Source organism: Kitasatospora sp. NPDC023120 (assembly GCF_055560835.1).
The window spans coordinates 217,944-235,493 of sequence record NZ_JBVHHY010000005.1 but is presented as its reverse complement, the minus strand read 5'-3'; the positions used below and the strand labels follow the sequence as shown (position 1 = coordinate 235,493).

General features: G+C 71.8%; 11 protein-coding genes. 4 read left to right on the top strand and 7 right to left on the bottom strand.

What is annotated here, in order from left to right; translation table 11 throughout:
* The first annotated feature begins 18 nt into the window (after positions 1 to 18).
* Positions 19 to 246 (top strand): hypothetical protein, encoded by a 228-nt coding sequence (locus ACZ3TI_RS09905; RefSeq protein WP_465725283.1) that lies wholly within the window; start codon positions 19 to 21, stop codon positions 244 to 246.
* Between the two features lie 153 nt (positions 247 to 399).
* On the opposite strand, the gene pepN is transcribed toward ACZ3TI_RS09905, so the two are convergent.
* Together pepN and ACZ3TI_RS09895 are read right to left on the bottom strand one after the other, a co-directional pair.
* On the bottom strand, positions 400 to 2,979 hold the full coding sequence (gene pepN / locus ACZ3TI_RS09900) for an aminopeptidase N (protein ID WP_465725281.1): 2,580 nt from the start codon (positions 2,977 to 2,979) through the stop codon (positions 400 to 402).
* Between the two features lie 166 nt (positions 2,980 to 3,145).
* The gene (locus ACZ3TI_RS09895; RefSeq protein WP_465725279.1) at positions 3,146 to 4,807 is read right to left on the bottom strand and encodes an outer membrane protein assembly factor BamB family protein; all 1,662 of its coding nucleotides are present in this window, start codon (positions 4,805 to 4,807) and stop codon (positions 3,146 to 3,148) included.
* 615 nt (positions 4,808 to 5,422) lie between these two features.
* Here ACZ3TI_RS09895 and ACZ3TI_RS09890 point away from each other — a divergent pair.
* The 3 genes from ACZ3TI_RS09890 to ACZ3TI_RS09880 all read left to right on the top strand — a co-directional run bounded on the left by ACZ3TI_RS09890 (position 5,423) and on the right by ACZ3TI_RS09880 (position 10,537).
* Positions 5,423 to 6,601 (top strand): ROK family transcriptional regulator, encoded by a 1,179-nt coding sequence (locus tag ACZ3TI_RS09890; RefSeq protein ID WP_465725277.1) that lies wholly within the window; start codon positions 5,423 to 5,425, stop codon positions 6,599 to 6,601.
* A gap of 315 nt (positions 6,602 to 6,916) precedes the next feature.
* Positions 6,917 to 8,821 carry a 1-deoxy-D-xylulose-5-phosphate synthase gene (dxs, locus tag ACZ3TI_RS09885; protein ID WP_465725275.1) on the top strand — a complete coding sequence of 635 codons (1,905 nt, stop codon included), beginning with the start codon at positions 6,917 to 6,919 and terminating at the stop codon, positions 8,819 to 8,821.
* 189 nt (positions 8,822 to 9,010) lie between these two features.
* On the top strand, positions 9,011 to 10,537 hold the full coding sequence (locus tag ACZ3TI_RS09880; protein WP_465725273.1) for an ArnT family glycosyltransferase: 1,527 nt from the start codon (positions 9,011 to 9,013) through the stop codon (positions 10,535 to 10,537).
* 213 nt (positions 10,538 to 10,750) lie between these two features.
* Here ACZ3TI_RS09880 and ACZ3TI_RS09875 read toward each other — a convergent pair whose 3' ends face one another.
* From ACZ3TI_RS09875 to ACZ3TI_RS09855, 5 genes are all read right to left on the bottom strand, one after another.
* Positions 10,751 to 12,898, bottom strand: a complete 2,148-nt coding sequence (locus ACZ3TI_RS09875; protein WP_465725271.1) for a 3-hydroxyacyl-CoA dehydrogenase NAD-binding domain-containing protein — start codon at positions 12,896 to 12,898, stop codon at positions 10,751 to 10,753.
* A gap of 2 nt (positions 12,899 to 12,900) precedes the next feature.
* Positions 12,901 to 14,118 carry a thiolase family protein gene (locus tag ACZ3TI_RS09870; RefSeq protein WP_465725269.1) on the bottom strand — a complete coding sequence of 406 codons (1,218 nt, stop codon included), beginning with the start codon at positions 14,116 to 14,118 and terminating at the stop codon, positions 12,901 to 12,903.
* 231 nt (positions 14,119 to 14,349) lie between these two features.
* Positions 14,350 to 15,609 carry an HRDC domain-containing protein gene (locus tag ACZ3TI_RS09865; protein WP_465725267.1) on the bottom strand — a complete coding sequence of 420 codons (1,260 nt, stop codon included), beginning with the start codon at positions 15,607 to 15,609 and terminating at the stop codon, positions 14,350 to 14,352.
* Positions 15,610 to 15,736: 127 nt separating this feature from the next.
* Positions 15,737 to 16,453 (bottom strand): LuxR C-terminal-related transcriptional regulator, encoded by a 717-nt coding sequence (locus ACZ3TI_RS09860; protein ID WP_188303604.1) that lies wholly within the window; start codon positions 16,451 to 16,453, stop codon positions 15,737 to 15,739.
* Between the two features lie 320 nt (positions 16,454 to 16,773).
* Complete coding sequence (locus ACZ3TI_RS09855; RefSeq protein ID WP_465725265.1) at positions 16,774 to 17,436, bottom strand: DUF3000 domain-containing protein; 663 nt, start codon at positions 17,434 to 17,436, stop codon at positions 16,774 to 16,776.
* Between the last annotated feature and the right edge of the window lie 114 nt (positions 17,437 to 17,550).

Below are 17,550 nucleotides of genomic sequence, written 5' to 3'. Positions count from 1 at the left end.
GGCGGGTAAGTTGGAAACGTGGACAAGAGGAACGCTTTGCGAGCCGGCGCGGTCTCCGCAACGGTCACGCTGATGATGCTGCTGTCGTCGCCCGCCATGGCCTACACCAGGGACGACGGCGATGACCCCGGTTCCGGCCTGAGCGTCGGCCAGACCCTCGGCCTGTACGTGTTTCTCCCGATCGTTCTCTTCGTGGTGATCGCCGCCCTGGCGGGCCTGCCCTACGGCAAGGCCAAGAAGAAGTAACCACGAAGAAGCAACACCGTCCGCCAGGACCCGCACGACCCGCATGGCCTGCACGACCCCGAAGGGGCGCCGGACGATCGTCCGACGCCCCTTACGGCTATCCGCGGCTTCCCGCCGCTTCCCGCCGCTACGCCGCCGCGATCCGCGACACCGTCAGCGCGAGCCCGCCGCACGGTCGACAGCCTGGGCCTTGAGCGCGCGCTCGACCCCGGCCCGCGCCTCGACGACCTGCCGCCGCAGCGCCGGCGCCGGCTCGGCCGAGGCCAGCCACGCGTCGGTGGCCTCCAGCGTCTCGACCGTCACCTGCAGCCCCGGGTACAGCCCGACGATGATCTGCTGCGAGATCTCGTGGCTGCGGGTCTCCCAGATGCCCTTCACCGCCGCGAAGTACTTCGCCGCGTACGGTGCGAGCAGCTCGCGCTGGTCGGACTGCTGGAAGCCGCTGATCACCGCTTCCTGGACGTAGTTGGTCAGCTTGTCGGACTCCACCACCGACGCCCAGGCCTCCGCCTTGGCCTCGGCGGTCGGCCGGGCGGCGCGGCAGGAGGCCGCGTGCTCCTGGCCGGCCGCGGTGTTGTCCCGCGCCAGCTCGGCGGCGATCTCGGCCTCGTCCGCACGGCCGGTGGCCGCGAGCCGGGTGAGCAGCGTCCAGCGCAGCTCGGTGTCGACCGCGAGGCCCTTGATCTCGACCGAGCCGTCCAGCAGCCCGGCGAGCAGCGCGAGCTGACCGTCGGTCCGGGCGACCGCGGCGAGGGCGCGGGCCCAGGCCAGCTGGTGGTCGCTGCCGGGCTCGGCGGCGCGCAGGTGCTCCTCGGCGGCGGCGGCCCAGCGGGAGAGGCCCTGCTCGCGCCAGTCCGGGTCGGCGTACGCGTCGAGGGCGAGCTTGACCTGGCGCTGCACGGACTGCACCACGCCGATGTCGGACTCGCGCCCGATACCGGAGAGGGCGAGCGACAGGTAGTCGCGGGCGGCGAGTTCGCCGTCGCGGGTCATGTCCCAGGCGGAGGCCCAGCACAGCGCGCGCGGCAGCGAGTCGGTGAAGCCGCCGAGGTTCTCGGTGACGACGGCCAGCGAGTCCTCGTCGAGGCGGATCTTGGCGTACGAGAGGTCGTCGTCGTTCAGCAGCACGACGGCGGGGCGGTGACGCCCGACCAGCTCGGGCACCTCGGTGCGCGGGCCGTCGACGTCCAGCTCGATCCGGTCGGTGCGCACCAGCGCGTCGCCGTTGAGCTCGTACAGGCCGATCGCGATGCGGTGCGGCCGCAGCACGGCCTCGCCCTTGGCGCCGGCGGGCAGCGCGGGGGCGTCCTGCAGCACGGTGAAGGTCTCGATCTCGCCGTCGGTGTTCAGCGTGATCGCGGGCCGCAGCACGTTGATGCCGGCGGTCTCCAGCCAGGCCTTGGACCAGGCCTTGAGGTCGCGGCCGCTGGCCTCCTCGAGGGCGCCGAGCAGGTCGCTGAGGCGGGTGTTGCCCCAGGCGTGGCGCTTGAAGTAGGCCTGCACGCCCTGGAAGAAGGCGTCCTGGCCGACGTAGGCCACCAGCTGCTTGAGCACCGAGGCGCCCTTGGCGTAGGTGATGCCGTCGAAGTTGACCTGGACGTCCTCCAGGTCGTTGATGTCGGCCATGATCGGGTGGGTGGACGGCAGCTGGTCCTGCCGGTAGGCCCAGGTCTTCATCTGGTTGGCGAAGGTGGTCCACGAGTGGGGCCACTTGGAGCCGGGGGCCTCGGCCTGGCAGACGGCCTCGGCGAAGGTCGCGAAGGACTCGTTCAGCCAGAGGTCGTTCCACCACTCCATGGTGACGAGGTCGCCGAACCACATGTGGGCGAGCTCGTGCAGGATCGTCGCGGCGCGGGACTCGTACGCGGCGTCGGTGACCTTGGAGCGGAACACGTACTGGTCGCGCAGGGTGACGGCGCCCGCGTTCTCCATCGCGCCGGCGTTGAACTCCGGGACGAACAGCTGGTCGTACTTCGCGAACGGGTACGGGAAGTCGAACTTCTCCTGGAAGTAGTCGAAGCCCTGCTTGGTGACCTCGAAGATGGCTTCCGGGTCCAGGAATTCGCGCAGCGAGGGGCGGCAGTAGACGCCCAGCGGCACCTTCTGCTCGCCGTTCTCGTAGCTGTCGAAGACGCCGACGTACGGGCCGGCGATCAGCGCGGTGATGTAGCTGGAGATCCGGCCGGTGGGCTCGAAGCTCCAGACCTGGGTGTCGCCCTCGCCGACCGGGGTCGGGGTCGGCGAGTTGGACACCACGACCCAGCCCTTGGGGGCGGTCACGGTGAACCTGAACGCGGCCTTCAGGTCGGGCTGTTCGAAGTTGGCGAAGACGCGGCGGGCGTCCGGCACCTCGAACTGGGTGTACAGGTAGGTCTCGCCGTCGACCGGGTCGACGAACCGGTGCAGGCCCTCGCCGGTGTTGGTGTACTCGCAGTCGGCGACGATCCGCAGCTCGTTGTCGGCGGCCAGGTTCGGCAGTGGGATGCGGCTGTCGGCGAAGCTCGCGGGGTCGAGCGTGGCGCCGTTGAGGGTGATCTCCTCGACGCTCGGGGCGACGAGGTCGATGAAGGTGTCCGCGCCGGGCGTCGTGGCGGTGAACCGGACCACGGTGGTGGACCGGAAGGTGCCGCCCTGGCGGGCGGAGCCCAGGTCGAGCTCGATGTCGTACGCGTCCACGCGCAGGAGATCGGCCCGGGTGCGGGCCTCCTCGCGGGTCAGGTTTGTGCCGGGCACTCGCTGCACTCCTTTGTCAGACTGATGCTCCGAATCCTTGCACGTCCCACGGCCCGCCTCGCCGGAAATTGCAGGCGGGGCGGGCCCGGGCTGTCCACCCGGTCCCGCCCCGCCCGCGGTCGCCACGACCGCTCATCGGCCGCGACGAGGGGTCATGCCCCCGGCGTCACTTCTTCCACTTGGTCAGCGGACCGTCGGTGGAGCTGTAGCGACGGAAGGCGTACACCGCGGCGCCGTCGTCCGAGATGAGGTACTCGGAGGTGCTGGTGCCGATGTCCAGGCCGTTGCCCATCGCGATGGTGCCGATGTCGGTCATCGAACCGTCGGTCGGCGAGAGCGTCACCAGGCGGGCCGGCTTGTCGTAGCCCTGCTCGACGACGGCGCGGATCTTGCCGTCCTTGTCGGTGCCGGAGACCAGGCGCATGTCGTTGCTCGAGGAGGAGCTGGTGGCCGCCCACAGGCGCTTGCCGGTGTTCAGGTCATAGGCGTTGATGCCCGGCTTGGTGCCGCTGACCTGGACGTACAGCGTGGAACCGCTGACCACGTTGCGGGTCAGGGCCTCGTCCTGGCCGGACAGGCGCAGGCTGTCCGAGCCGGGCTCCTTGACGGACATCTGGTTGCCCGGCTTGTTGTCCTTGTCGAACGGCAGGATGTAGTCGCCCTGCGGGCCGCTGGACATCAGCAGGACGAGCGGCTTGTCCTGGACGACCTGGTCGACCTCCTCGATGCTGCCGGTCAGGGTGATCGGCGTGCTGGCCGCCTTGCCCGTCTCGGCGTTCACGATGACCAGCTGCGACTTCGGGCCGCTGGTGCCGTAGCAGCGGTCGCTGACGGCGATCTGGGTGCCGGCCGCGCGGCCCTTCACGCTGCAGTCCTTGTCGCGCGGCTGGAACTGCCAGGCGGGCTGGCCGGTGGCGATGTTCAGGGCGCCGACCGTCCGGCCGCCGATGGCGACGACGTTCTCGGTGACGCTCAGGGTCGGCGAGGACAGCCGGTCGGCCGAGACCTTGACGCTCCAGAGCAGCTTGCCCTGGTTGAGGTCGACGGCGCCGACGGTGGAGCAGTCGCTGTCACCGGTGTTGAAGGAGACCGCGGCGACGCCCTTGGAGTTGGCGCCGTACGAGGCGGTGCACAGCTCCTTGCTGCCGGACGGGACCGGGATGGTCCAGGCTTCCTTGCCGTCCGTCAGGTTGTAGGCCTTGATGCCGCTGCTGTCGACGCGGACGGCGAGCTTGTCGGTGCCCCAGACGCCGAGCATCTGGTTCGCGCTGTCCGTGCTGGCGCCCTTGGGGGCGCTCCAGGCGACGTTGAAGGTGGCGCCCTTGGAGCCCGGGCCGGGAGCGGGGTCGTTGCTCGGACCGTCACTGGTGCCGCCGGTGCCGGTGGCGACGGGGCCGGGGGACGGGTCGGGCTCGGGGTCGTTCTTCAGCAGGACGACCAGGGCGACCACGATCGCGATCGCCAGCACACCGCCGATGATCCCGCCCCACAGCATCACGGGGTTGCGCTGCTTGGGCGCCGCGGGGGCGCCCGGGTAGCTGTACCCGGGCTGCTGCTGCTGCGGGAAGTTGTAGCCGCCGGTGCCGTAGTTCTGCCCGGCGTCCGGGGTGCCGTACGGGGCGGCGGGCACCGGGTCGTAGGGACCGACCGGCGCGCCGGCCGGGGGCGGCGGGGCCTGGGCGGGGAAGCCGCCGGCCGCGGTCGGCGCGTACGCCGCGTAGTCGGCGCCGCCGACGGGCGGCTGCGCGGGCGGTGCCGGCGGCTGTGCGGGCGGCGGCCCGGCGGGGGCGGCCTGGCCCGGGACGGCCGAGCCGTCGAGCTGAGTCATCTGGTCCGCGACGGCGGCCGGATCCACGCCGCCCCCTGGCGGGCGCCCGAACGATACGCCCCGGTTGTCCTGCGGACCGCTGCCGGGCGTCTCGGCTGCCCCCGGCGTAGGGTGATCCCCTGCCATCTGATTCCCCGTCATGTCTGGAAGCGTCCCCCTGCCGGTACCGACCTCGGTTCCGATGGGACGGGTGAGAATTGGGCACCATGCTAGTGGTGTGTGGTTTTCGGCCGCCGCCAGGACGGCCGAACCCCGTCCCCGCAGGTCCAGGCCGTGCAACACCTTCACCCTCCGATCACCCGGCCCCCACCCCCGACACCACGGCGTGACCCCGGGGCGGTCCATTCCCCCGCGCCCCCGACCGGCCCCGGCGCGACCCGTCCACCCGCGCGCCCCCCGAGCCGTCCTCACCCCTCCACCTGCGCCGTCCGCTCCCACCGCCCGCGCCGTCCACTCCCAGCGCCCGGGTCGCCCGGCCCCAACGCCCCGGGCCGCCCGTCCCCGCCGCCACCCGACCGCCGCCGTCAGCACCCCCACCCGGGCCCCCCGGGCCGTACCCTTCAGGAGTTGAAGGGGACACCCGGCGGAGGGTTCCCCGCCCTGGGAGGGTGGATCATGTCGACGGACACACCGGGCTCGCAGTCGTCCCTGCACCGGGCGAACCTGGAGCGGGTGCTGCGCGCGGTGCGGATGGCCGGCTCGCTGACCCAGGCCGAGATCGCCCGCGGCACCGGCCTCTCCGCGGCCACCGTGTCCAACATCGTGCGGGAACTGAAGGAGAGCGGCACCGTCGTGGTCGCCGACACCTCCTCCGGCGGCCGCCGCGCCCGCAGCGTCTCGCTCAGCGGCGACGCCGGCATCGTGGTCGGCATCGACTTCGGCCACACCCACCTGCGGGTCGCGGTCGGCAACCTGGCCCACCGGGTGCTGGCCGAGGAGAGCGCCCCGATCGACGTGGACGTCTCCGCCCAGCAGGGCTTCGACCGCGCCGAGGCGATGGTGGAGCGGCTGCTGGCGCAGGCCGGGTTCCGTCCGGACAAGGTGATCGGGGTCGGTCTCGGCGTGCCCGGCCCGATCGACGTGGAGACCGGCGCGCTGGGCTCCACCGCGATCCTGCCCGGCTGGACGGGCATCGCCCCGGGCCGGGAGCTGGGGGAGCGGCTCGGCATGCCGGTGCACGTGGACAACGACGCCAACCTCGGCGCGCTCGGCGAGCTGGTCTGGGGCGCGGGCCGCGGACTGAGCGACCTCGCGTACATCAAGATCGCCAGCGGTGTCGGTGCCGGCCTGGTGGTCAACGGTCAGATCTACCGCGGTCCGGGCGGCACGGCGGGTGAGATAGGGCACATCACGCTGGACGAGGCCGGGCCGGTCTGCCGCTGCGGCAACCGCGGCTGCCTGGAGACCTTCGTCGGCTCCCGCTACCTGCTCTCCCTGCTCTCCTCGACCCTCGGGCCGGACCTCACACTGCCCCGGGTGGTCGAGCTGGCCCATCAGGGCGACCTCGGCTGCCGCCGGGTGATCGCCGACGCCGGCCGGCAGATCGGCACCGGCGTGGCGACCCTGTGCAACCTGCTCAACCCGCGCCGGGTGATCCTCGGCGGCGATCTCGCCGAGGCCGGTGAGCTGGTGCTCGCCCCGATCCGCGACTCGGTGGCCCGCTACGCCATCCCCAGTGCCGCCCGCCAGCTCTCGGTCGTCCCCGGCACCCTCGGCGGTCGGGCCGAGGTGCTCGGCGCGCTGGCCCTGGTGATGAGCGAGATGGGCGAGTCCGGCGCCCTCGGCCGCGCCTGAGGCCGTCGACGCCGAGACCGGCGCCGTCCACCGTTGTGCCGGCCGCTCCTGCAGGAGTGATCCGGATGCAAGCGCGGCCGAATGTAAAGGCGATCGAACGTCCGTCCGTCAATCTGCCGTGACCCGCATCCCCCGGCCGACCTCCCGGAATGGCGGTAACCGAACGGTGGCACCGGGCGCGCCGCTCGGTGCCCGGCAGGCGGACATTAGACTCGACCGGTCGGAACCGGCCGCGACCGCCGGCCTGCCGCCGGACCGGGCAGCGACGCCCGTCGGACCGTCCACGGTCCGCGAACACTGAACGAGGAGGAACGGGTGGCCCTGCTGACCCGCATTCGGGGACCGCGCGATCTCGACCGGCTCACGCCCGGACAGCTGGCCGCACTGGCCCAGGAGATCCGGACCTTCCTGGTGACCGAGGTCTCCAAGACGGGCGGCCACCTCGGCCCCAACCTCGGCGTGGTGGAGCTCACCATCGCGCTGCACCGGGTCTTCGACTCGCCGCGCGACCGCATCCTCTTCGACACCGGTCACCAGAGCTACGTCCACAAGCTGCTCACCGGCCGCCAGGACTTCTCCCGCCTGAAGATGAGCGGCGGTCTGTCCGGCTACCCGTCGCGGGCCGAGTCCGAGCACGACGTGATCGAGAACTCGCACGCCTCCACGGTGCTCTCCTACGCCGACGGCCTGGCCAAGGCCAACAAGATCCAGGGCAAGGCGGACCCGGTCGTCGCCGTAATCGGCGACGGCGCCCTGACCGGCGGCATGGCCTGGGAGGCGATCAACAACATCGCCGACGCCAAGGACCTGCCGATCGTCATCGTCGTCAACGACAACGAGCGCTCCTACTCCCCGACCATCGGCGGCCTGGCCAACCACCTCGCCACGCTGCGCACCACCCAGGGCTACGAGCGCTTCCTGTCCTGGGGCAAGGACGCGCTGCAGCGCACCCCGGTGGTCGGCCAGCAGCTGTTCGAGACGCTGCACGGCGCCAAGAAGGGCCTCAAGGACTTCATCGCCCCGCAGGGCATGTTCGAGGACCTCGGCCTCAAGTACATCGGCCCGATCGACGGCCACGACCTGACCGCCCTGGAGTCCGCGCTGACCAAGGCGCGCGGCTTCGGCGGCCCGGTGATCGTGCACTGCCTCACCGAGAAGGGCCGCGGCTACCACGCCGCCGAGAACAACGACGAGGACCGCTTCCACGCGGTCGGTGTGATCCACCCGGACACCGGCCTGCCGGTCAAGAGCTCGGGCAAGGACTGGACCTCCGTCTTCGGCGAGGAGATGGTCGCGCTCGGCCACGAGCGCGAGGACATCGTCGCCATCACCGCCGCCATGCTCCACCCGGTCGGCCTGGCCCCCTTCGCCGAGGCCTTCCCGGACCGCATCTTCGACGTCGGCATCGCCGAGCAGCACGCCGTCACCAGCGCCGCCGGCCTGGCCACCAACGGCCTGCACCCGGTCTTCGCGGTCTACGCGACCTTCCTCAACCGGGCCTTCGACCAGGTCCTGATGGACGTCGCCCTGCACAAGCTGGGCGTCACCTTCGTCCTGGACCGGGCCGGTGTCACCGGGACGGACGGCGCCTCGCACAACGGCATGTGGGACATGTCGATCCTCCAGGTCATCCCGACCCTGCGGCTGGCCGCCCCGCGCGACGCCGACCAGGTCCGCGCCCAGCTGCGCGAGGCCGTCGAGGTCAGGGACGCCCCGACCGTGGTCCGCTACTCCAAGGGCACGGTCGGCCCGGCCGTCGCGGCGGTCGGCAGGGTCGGCGGCATGGACGTGCTGCGCGCCGCCGAGGAGCCCTCGGGCGCCCACCGCGCCGACGTGCTGATCGTCTCGGTCGGCGCGATGGCCCCCACCAGCCTGGAGGTCGCCGACCTGCTGGCCGCCCAGGGCATCACCGCCACCGTGGTGGACCCGCGCTGGGTCAAGCCGGTGGACCCGGCCCTGCCGGGCCTGGCCGCCGAGCACCGGGTGGTCGTCACGATCGAGGACAACGGCCGGGTGGGCGGCGTCGGCGCGTCCGTGGCGCAGGCGCTGCGGGACGCGGACGTGGATCTGCCGGTGCGCGACTTCGGTATCCCGCAGGAGTTCCTGGACCACGCGAGCCGGAACGAGATCCTGGCGGAAATCGGCCTGAACGCCCCGGACATCGCCCGCAAGGTGACGGCCCTGGTATCCAGCCTGGACGCGACGCGGGTGGACGCGTGACCGGCGGTCGTCACGCCTGACCGGCGGTCGTCCAAGGAGCGGCAGCCTGATGACGGCGGGGGTTAGGCCATTCCACCGACGACCGTTCGTCGTAACTCTGTAACAGTTCGTCACGAAACAAGCTGACAATCGTACTGAAAGGCGGGACCGGCGCCATCAGCGCCGATCCCGCCCGGTAGGTTGTCAATCGTGCCGACCCCCACCCGCCTCCGCCCCGCCGGACTGGCCGAGCGCCTGCCCGAGCGTGTCCGTACCCAAGTCCGAACCGGGTATTGGACGAGGCTGGTGCCGGTGCTCGCGCTGGTCGCGCTGCTCACCCACATCCCCTCCTTCGCCCGGCCCGTGTGGAGCCCGGACGAGGGCTTCCTGGCCACCCAGGCCCGGATGCTGGCGGACGGCGGGGTGCTGTACGACACCGTGGTGGACCGCAAGCCCCCGCTGCTGCCCTGGCTCTACCAGGCCTGCTTCGCGGTCTTCGGCTCCGCCTCGCTCTGGCCGCTGCGCACCCTGGCCGTGGTGGCCCACCTGGGCACCGCGATCCTGCTGGCCTCGATCGCCCGCGGCCGCTGGGGCAACCGGGCCGGCGCCGGTGCCGGGCTGCTCTACCTGCTGGTCTCCATCGGGCTCTCTCCGGAGGACACCCAGGCGGCGACCTTCGAGGTCTTCATGCTGCCCGCCATGGTCGCCGCCTTCCGGTACGCCGAGCGGCGCCGCTGGCTGGCCGCGGGCATCGCGGTGGCGCTCTGTTCGCTGACCAAGCAGACCGGCGGCGCGGTGCTGCTGCCGGTGCTTTGGATGCTGTTCCAGGACGCCCGCCGGCGCGGGGTGCGCTGGCTCCCCGCACTGTTCAAGATCGGCTTCGGCTCCACCCTGCCGATAGCGCTGGTCGCGGTGATCCTCACCAAGCCGAAGGGCTTCCTCTTCTGGGTGGTCACCGGCAGCGGCGACTACGCCTCCTTCGGCGGCGCCTGGCTGCAGATGCTCGGCCGCGCGCTCGGCAACTCGGCCATCCTGGCCGCGGCCGGCCTGGGCTTCCTGCTCCCCGTCGGACGCAGGCTCTGGCTCCGGTACCGCCACCGCCCGTTGCCGGTGGCCGGCGAGGAGCACGGCTCGACCACCGACCTGTGGGTGTGGCTGCTCTCCTCGGTCGTCGCGGTCAGCGTGGGCTTCCACTTCTTCGGCCACTACTACCTGCAGCTGATCCCGCCGCTGGTGCTGCTGGGCACCGGGGCGGTCGCCACCTCGGCGATCCGCTGGAAGCCCGTCCTGGTGTACACCACGGTCGCGGCGACGGTGTTCTGGGGCCTGGCGCTGGCCTGGCCGGGGGAGCGGCTCAACCGCACCACCGAGGTCGCCACCGCCGTCGCGGCCCAGACCACCCCCAAGGACACCGTGCTGGTCTGGGGCATGCACCCCGAGCTGTACTGGCTGGCCGACCGCAAGCCCGCCACCCGCTACCTGACCGCCGGCTTCCTCACCAACTACAGCGGCGGCAAGGACGGCAGCGCCAACGTCGGCGAGCAGTTCAGCGTCTCCAACGCCTGGCAGACCTTCGACAAGGAGCTGGCCAACGGCCTGCCCGAGGTCGTCGTCGACGACTCCGGCATCGCCCCGTACCAGCCGGTCATGGTCCCCCGGATCGAGAACCTGCTGGACACCCACTACGAGATGGTCGGCGTCTTCGCCGACACCGTGGTCTACCGCCTCAAGCACTGAGACGTCCCGTACACGGGCCTCGCCGAGACGCCGCGTACACGGACGCACCACCGCGAAACGCCCACGTACACGGACGCACTCCGAAACGCCCGCGTACACGGGCAATCCGCGAAACGCCCACGTACACGGACCCCAGCCCCGAAACGCCCGTACACACGGAGGAGCCCCGGTGACCACCAGGTCACCGGGGCTCCTCCGTCCACGGGCTACGCCTTACGCGGGCACCGAGGCCACGCCGGGGGCGAGGAACGGCTTGCCGTTCACGCGCTCCGAGATGCCCTCACGGTCCAGGTACGGGGTGATCCCGCCCAGGTGGAAGGGCCAGCCGGCGCCGGTGATCATGCAGAGGTCGATGTCCTGCGCCTCGGCGACGACACCCTCCTCCAGCATCAGGCCGATCTCCTGGGCCACGGCCTCCAGGGCGCGGGCGCGGACCTGCTCCTCGGTGAGCACCGAGTCGCCGAAGGTCAGCAGCTCCAGCACCTCGGGGTCGAGGACCTGCTGGCCGTCCGTCCAGGTGTAGAAGCCGCGCTTGCCGGCCTTGACCACCTTGGCGAGGTTCTTGGAGACGGTGAACCGCTCCGGGAAGGCGCCCTGCAGGGTCTCCGAGACGTGCAGCGCGATGGCCGGGCCGACCAGCTCGAGCAGCACGATCGGGGACATCGGCAGGCCGAGCGGCTCGACGGCCTTCTCGACGTCGGCGATCGGGGTGCCCTCGTCGATGATGTTCTGGATCTCGCCCATGAAGCGGGTCAGGATCCGGTTCACCACGAACGCCGGGGCGTCCTTGCACAGCACCGAGGTCTTCTTCAGCTTCTTCGACACGGCGAAGGCGGTGGCCAGCGAGGCGTCGTCGGTCTTGTCGCCGCGGACGATCTCCAGCAGCGGCAGGATCGCGACCGGGTTGAAGAAGTGGAAGCCGACGACCCGCTCGGGGTGCTTCAGCTTCGAGGCCATCTCGGTGACCGACAGCGAGGAGGTGTTGGTCGCCAGCACACAGGTCGGCGAGACCACGTTCTCCAGGTCTGCGAAGACGGTCTGCTTGACGCCCATCTCCTCGAACACGGCCTCGATGACGAAGTCCGCGTCGCCGAAGGCGGCGGCCTTGTCGAGCGAGCCGGAGACCAGGCCCTTGAGGCGGTTGGCCTTGTCGTTGCCGATGCGGCCCTTGGAGAGCAGCTTGTCGATCTCGGCGTGGACGTAGCCGACGCCCTTGTCGACGCGCTCCTGGTCGATGTCGGTGAGGACCACCGGCACCTCCAGACGGCGGGCGAACAGCAGGGCCAGCTGCGAGGCCATCAGACCGGCGCCGACGACGCCGACCTTGGAGACCGGGCGGGCCAGCGACTTGTCCGGGGCGCCGACCGGGCGCTTGGCCCGGCGCTGCACCAGGTTGAAGGCGTAGATGCCGCTGCGCAGCTCGCCGCTCATGATGAGGTCGGCCAGGGCCGCGTCCTCGGCGTCGAAGCCGGCCTGCAGGCTGGCCTTGTCGGCGAAGTCGGCGTCCTTGACGGCGGCGATGATGTCCAGCGCCTTGTAGGCGGCCGGGGCGGCGCCGTGCACCTTGGCGTCGGCGACCATGCGGCCCCACAGCACGGCGTCGTCCCACGCCTTGCCGCGGTCGATGGCCTCGCGCTCGACGGTGACGTCGCCCTTGAGGACCTTGGCGGCCCAGAGCAGCGACTGCTCCAGGAAGTCGGCCGGCTCGAAGATCGCGTCGGCGATCCCCAGCTCGAACACGTCCTTGCCCTTGAGCTGCTTGTTCTGGTTCATCGAGTTCTCGATGATGACCTTGACGGCCTTACCGGCACCGATCAGGTTCGGCAGGATGGTGCAGCCGCCCCAGCCGGGGACGAGGCCGAGGAAGACCTCGGGCAGCGAGAAGGCCGGGACGCCCGCCGACACGGTGCGGTAGTCGCAGTGCAGGCCGACCTCGACGCCGCCGCCCATCGCCGCGCCGTTGTAGAAGGCGAAGGTGGGGACGGACAGCGCGCCGATCCGCTTGAAGACCTCGTGGCCGCCCTTGCCGATGGCCAGCGCGTCGGCGTGCTCCTTGAGCAGCTCGACGCCCTTGAGGTCGGCGCCGACGGCGAAGATGAACGGCTTGCCGGTGATCGCCGCGGCGACGATCTTGCCCTCGGCCGCCTCGGCCTCGACCTGGTCCAGCGCCTCGTTCAGCTTGAGCAGCGAGCCCGGGCCGAAGGTGGTCGGCTTGGTGTGGTCGAAGCCGTTGTCCAGGGTGATCAGGGCCAGCTTGCCGGCCTGCAGCGGCAGGTCCAGGTGGCGCACGTGGGCGGTCGTGACGACCTCGCCCGGGAACAGCTCGGCGCCGTGCTGGAGCAGCTCGGTGGTGTTCGTCATGGTCACTTACCACCCTCGAAGTGCGGGTTCTCCCAGATGACGGTCGCACCCATGCCGAAGCCGATGCACATCGTGGTGAGGCCGTAGCGGACGTCAGGGCGCTGCTCGAAGCGGCGGGCCAGCTGGTTCATCAGGCGCACGCCGGAGGAGGCCAGCGGGTGGCCGAAGGCGATCGCACCGCCGAACGGGTTGACCCGCTCGTCGTCGTCCGCGATGCCGTAGTGGTCCAGGAAGGCCAGCACCTGGACGGCGAAGGCCTCGTTGACCTCGAAGGCCTGGATGTCGTCGATGGTCAGACCGGCCTTGGCCAGCGCCTTCTCGGTGGCCGGCACCGGGCCGATGCCCATGACCTCGGGCTCGACGCCCGCGAAGGCGTACGAGACCAGGCGCATCTTGACCGGGAGGCCGAGCTCCTCGGCGACGTCCTCGGCGGCCAGCAGCGAGGCGGTGGCACCGTCGTTCAGACCGGCCGAGTTGCCCGCGGTGATGTTGCCGTGCGGGCGGAACGGGGTCTTCAGACCGGCCAGCGACTCCATCGTGGTGCCCGGGCGCATCGGCTCGTCCGTGGTGGCCAGGCCCCAGCCGGTCTCGCCGGCCTCGGGGTTGGTGTTGCGGATCGAGATCGGCACCAGGTCGGGCTGGATGTCGCCGTTGGCGTAAGCCTTGGCGGCCTTCTCCTGCGAGCGCACGGCGTAGGCGTCGCAGCGCTCCTTGGTGATGTGCGGGAACCGGTCGTGCAGGTTCTCCGCGGTCATGCCCATGAACAGGGCGGACTCGTCGACGAGCTTCTCGGAGACGAAGCGCGGGTTCGGGTCGACGCCCTCGCCCATCGGGTGGCGGCCCATGTGCTCGACGCCACCGGCCACGACCACGTCGTACGCGCCGAAGGCGATGCCGCCGGCGGTGGTGGTCACGGCGGTCAGCGCGCCGGCGCACATGCGGTCGATCGCGTAGCCGGGCACGGACTTCGGCAGGCCGGACAGCAGGGCGGCGGTGCGCCCGATGGTCAGACCCTGGTCGCCGATCTGCGTGGTGGCCGCGATGGCGACCTCGTCGATGCGCTCGACGGGCAGGTTCGGGTTACGGCGCACGAGCTCCCGGATGCACTTGACGACGAGGTCGTCGGCGCGCGTCTCGTGGTAGATGCCCTTCGGGCCGGCCTTGCCGAACGGGGTGCGGACGCCATCGACGAAGACGACGTCCCTCGCGGTACGAGGCACGGGGGCTCTCCTCCCAGGGACCAACATTTGAGGTGGGCAGGCTGCCGCCGTCGAAGACCCGAGCGGCGCCGCATCACCGCCATGCTACCGGTCGGTAACCAACCTGCCCAGGCCCCTCGGTCGGTTACGGCGGTGTGTCCCGCGACACGTCCGACCAGGAGAGCTGCTCCGAATACGACGAAGGGGACGTCGCCCGTACGGACGACATCCCCTTCCGAGGCTCTGCCGGGGTCAGCCCTGGGCCGTGGTGGTGGCCGTGGCCGCGGCTGCGGCGAACGCGGCGGCCACCGCGGGCGCCACCAGGTCCACCTGCCACTGCCGGGCGCCGAGCCGGCGCAGCGCGGCGGCCACGCCCTCCGCACCACGGTCGGCCGGCGGCTCCCAGGAGACCCGCCGGACCAGGTCCGGGGTGATCAGGTTCTCGGCGGGCAGGTTGTGCCGCTCCGCCAGCTCGCTGACCGCGGTGCGCGCGCCGGAGAGCCGGGCGGCGGCCACCGGGTCCTTCTCGGCCCAGGCCCGCGGCGGAGGCGGTCCGTCGTGCGGCGCGGCCGCCGGCGGCAGCTGCCCCTCCGGGACCTCCCGGCCGCGCTGAACGGCAGCCAGCCACTGCTCCAGCTGACGCCGGTGCACCCGCGGCCCGAAGCCCTGGACGGCCTGCAGCGAGGCGATGTTCAACGGCATGGCCAGCGCGGCGTTGACGATCGCGGCATCCGAGAGCACCCGTCCGGGGGAGACGTCCCGTTCCTGCGCCATCCGGTCGCGGGCCAGCCACAGCTCGCGCACCACGGCCAGCTGACGGCGCCGGCGGACCTTGTGCAGCTGCGAGGTGCGCCGCCACGGGTCGGTGCGCGGGGCCGGTCGGGGCGCGGCGGCGATCGCGGCGAACTCCTCCATGGCCCAGCCGAGCTTGCCCTGGGCGTCCAGCTCCTGTTCGAGTGCGTCGCGCAGCTCGACCAGCACCTCGACGTCCAGAGCGGCGTAGCGCAGCCACGGCTCGGGCAGCGGGCGGGTGGACCAGTCGACCGCCGAGTGCTCCTTGGCCAGGCTCAGGCCGAGCACGTTCTCGGTCATCGGTCCGAGGCCGACCCGGGCGAAGCCGGCGATCCGCCCGGCCAGCTCGGTGTCGAAGAGGCGCCGGGGTCTCATGCCCACCTCGGCCAGGCAGGGAAGGTCCTGGGTGGCCGCGTGCACCACCCATTCGGCGTCCTCGATGGCAGCGCCGAGCGCGCTGAGGTCGGGGCAGGCGATCGGGTCGATCAGGGCGGAGCCGGAACCCGCGCGGCGCAGCTGGATGAGGTAGGCGCGCTGCCCGTAGCGGTAGCCGGAGGCGCGCTCGGCGTCGACGGCGACAGGTCCGGTGCCCGCGGCGAAGGCGGCGATCGTGGCGGCCAGCGCCTGCTCGTCCGCCACGACGGGCGGGATCCCCTCCTTCGGCTCGAGGAGCGGGACCGGGGCTGCTTCTTCTGGGATGGCTGCTACGGCGTCGGTCACCCACCAAGGGTACGACGGTCCTCGCGACCGGGAGTGTTGTCCGACTGCGGCCGGACCCGGCGAACGGTGCGGCGGCCGAGGAGGAAACGTTCCTCCTCGGCCGCCGCGGCGGTACGGAGCGGTCGGCTCAGTGGATGATCCCGGTGCGCAGTGCGACGGCGACCATCCCGGCGCGGTCGCCGGTGCCCAGCTTCCGGGCGATCCGGGCGAGGTGGCTCTTCACGGTGAGCGCCGACAGGCCCATCGCCACGCCGATCGCCTTGTTCGACTGCCCCTCGGCGACCAGTCGCAGCACCTCGACCTCGCGACCGGACAGCTCGCGGTAGGCGGCCTGCTGCGGGCCCGGCGCTCCGGGGGCTCCGGGAGCGCCCGGGGCACCGGTGGCGCCCGGCATGCCCGGCATCCCGGGGCGGCGCATCCGGCCGGCCAGTCCGGCGGCGCCGAGCGGCAGGCCCGGGCGGCCGGGCATCGCGACGTTCGTCCGGGTGCCGGTGACGACGTAGCCCTTGACGCCGCCGGCCAGCGCGCTGCGGACCGCGCCGATGTCGTCGGCGGCGGACAGCGCCAGGCCGTTGGGCCAGCCCGCGGCGCGGGTCTCGGCGAGGATGGTCAGCCCGGAGCCGTCCGGCAGGTGCACGTCGGCGACGCAGATGTCGCGCGGGGTGGAGACCCGGGGGCGGGCCTCGGCGATCGAGGACACCTCGATCACGTCCCGGACGCCGAGCGCCCAGAGGTGACGGGTGACGGTGTTTCGGACGCGGGGATCGGCGATGACCACCATGGCGGTGGGCTTGGTCGGGCGGTAGGCGACCACGTTTGCGGGGTGCTCAAGAAGGACCGACACCAGGCCTCCTGCGGGGAGTGGCGGACGGAACCCCGATGGGGGCGGTCGGAGTGTTCCGCGTTCGGAAAGGGTCACAGTCTGCTTCGGCAGCAACCGTGCCCGGCTTTAGCGAAAGATCACGATCTAGTGAGTAACAATACGGACAAATCGCGCAAATGATTGATGCGACATGCCTGGTATTCGCACAAAATCGATCAGATTCGATGCAGATCGGTCGGTGTCGACCGGTTAATTGACACAGAGCGGATCCGAAGTCACACTCCGTCAGTCCTGGGGGTGGCGTCCGGCCGTCCGGTGCCGTCGGGTCCGGACACCACCCGTCAGTGCGACCGGGGGCGTCGCCGGGCGGGCATCGGGACCACTCCACCGAGTGACGGCACCTCGGCGGGGCCCTGCGGCGCCGGGGAGGCGGGCGGCAGGCCGGCGCTGATGCAGAGCAGGTCCCCCCAGGCCGCCAGGTGCCGCTCGAACCGGCCGTCGGCCGGCGTCCAGGAGGCCCGGATCTCGATCTCGGTCGACGTCGGGCGGTCCGCCAGACCGCCGAAGTACTGGGACGCGCACCTGGTCACCGTGCCGGAGGGCTCCGCGTACCCGGCGCCGTGCGCCTGCAGCGCGTCCAGCAGCCAGGCCCAGCCGACCTCGCAGAGCATCGGGTCGCCGGCCATCTCCGGCTCCAGCTCGGCCCGGGTCATCGTGACCACCCGGAACTCCCCGTTCCAGGCCTCCTGCCCGGCCGGGTCGTACAGCAGCACCAGCCGGCCGTCCGCCAGCTCCTCGCCGTCCACCTCGACCGCGGCGGTCACCGCGAAGGAGTACGGGGCGAGCCGGCGCGGCGCCGGTGCGGGGGAGAGCTGCACCTCGGGCCGCAGCCGGGCCCCGTCCAGGGCCGCCACGGCAGCCCGGAACTCGCTCGGCGCCCCCTCGCGACCCGTTCCGCCACCTGCTCCGCCACCCTGCGCGGGGTGCCCTCCGACCGCTGCCATGCCCCGAAGACTAGGTCGAAGACCCGGGTTATCGCCGCAACTTCTCTCCCAGCGGCGTGCCGGAACGGCAAACCCGGGCAGATCTTGGAGGAACCGACGAGACCGGCTGGGGAG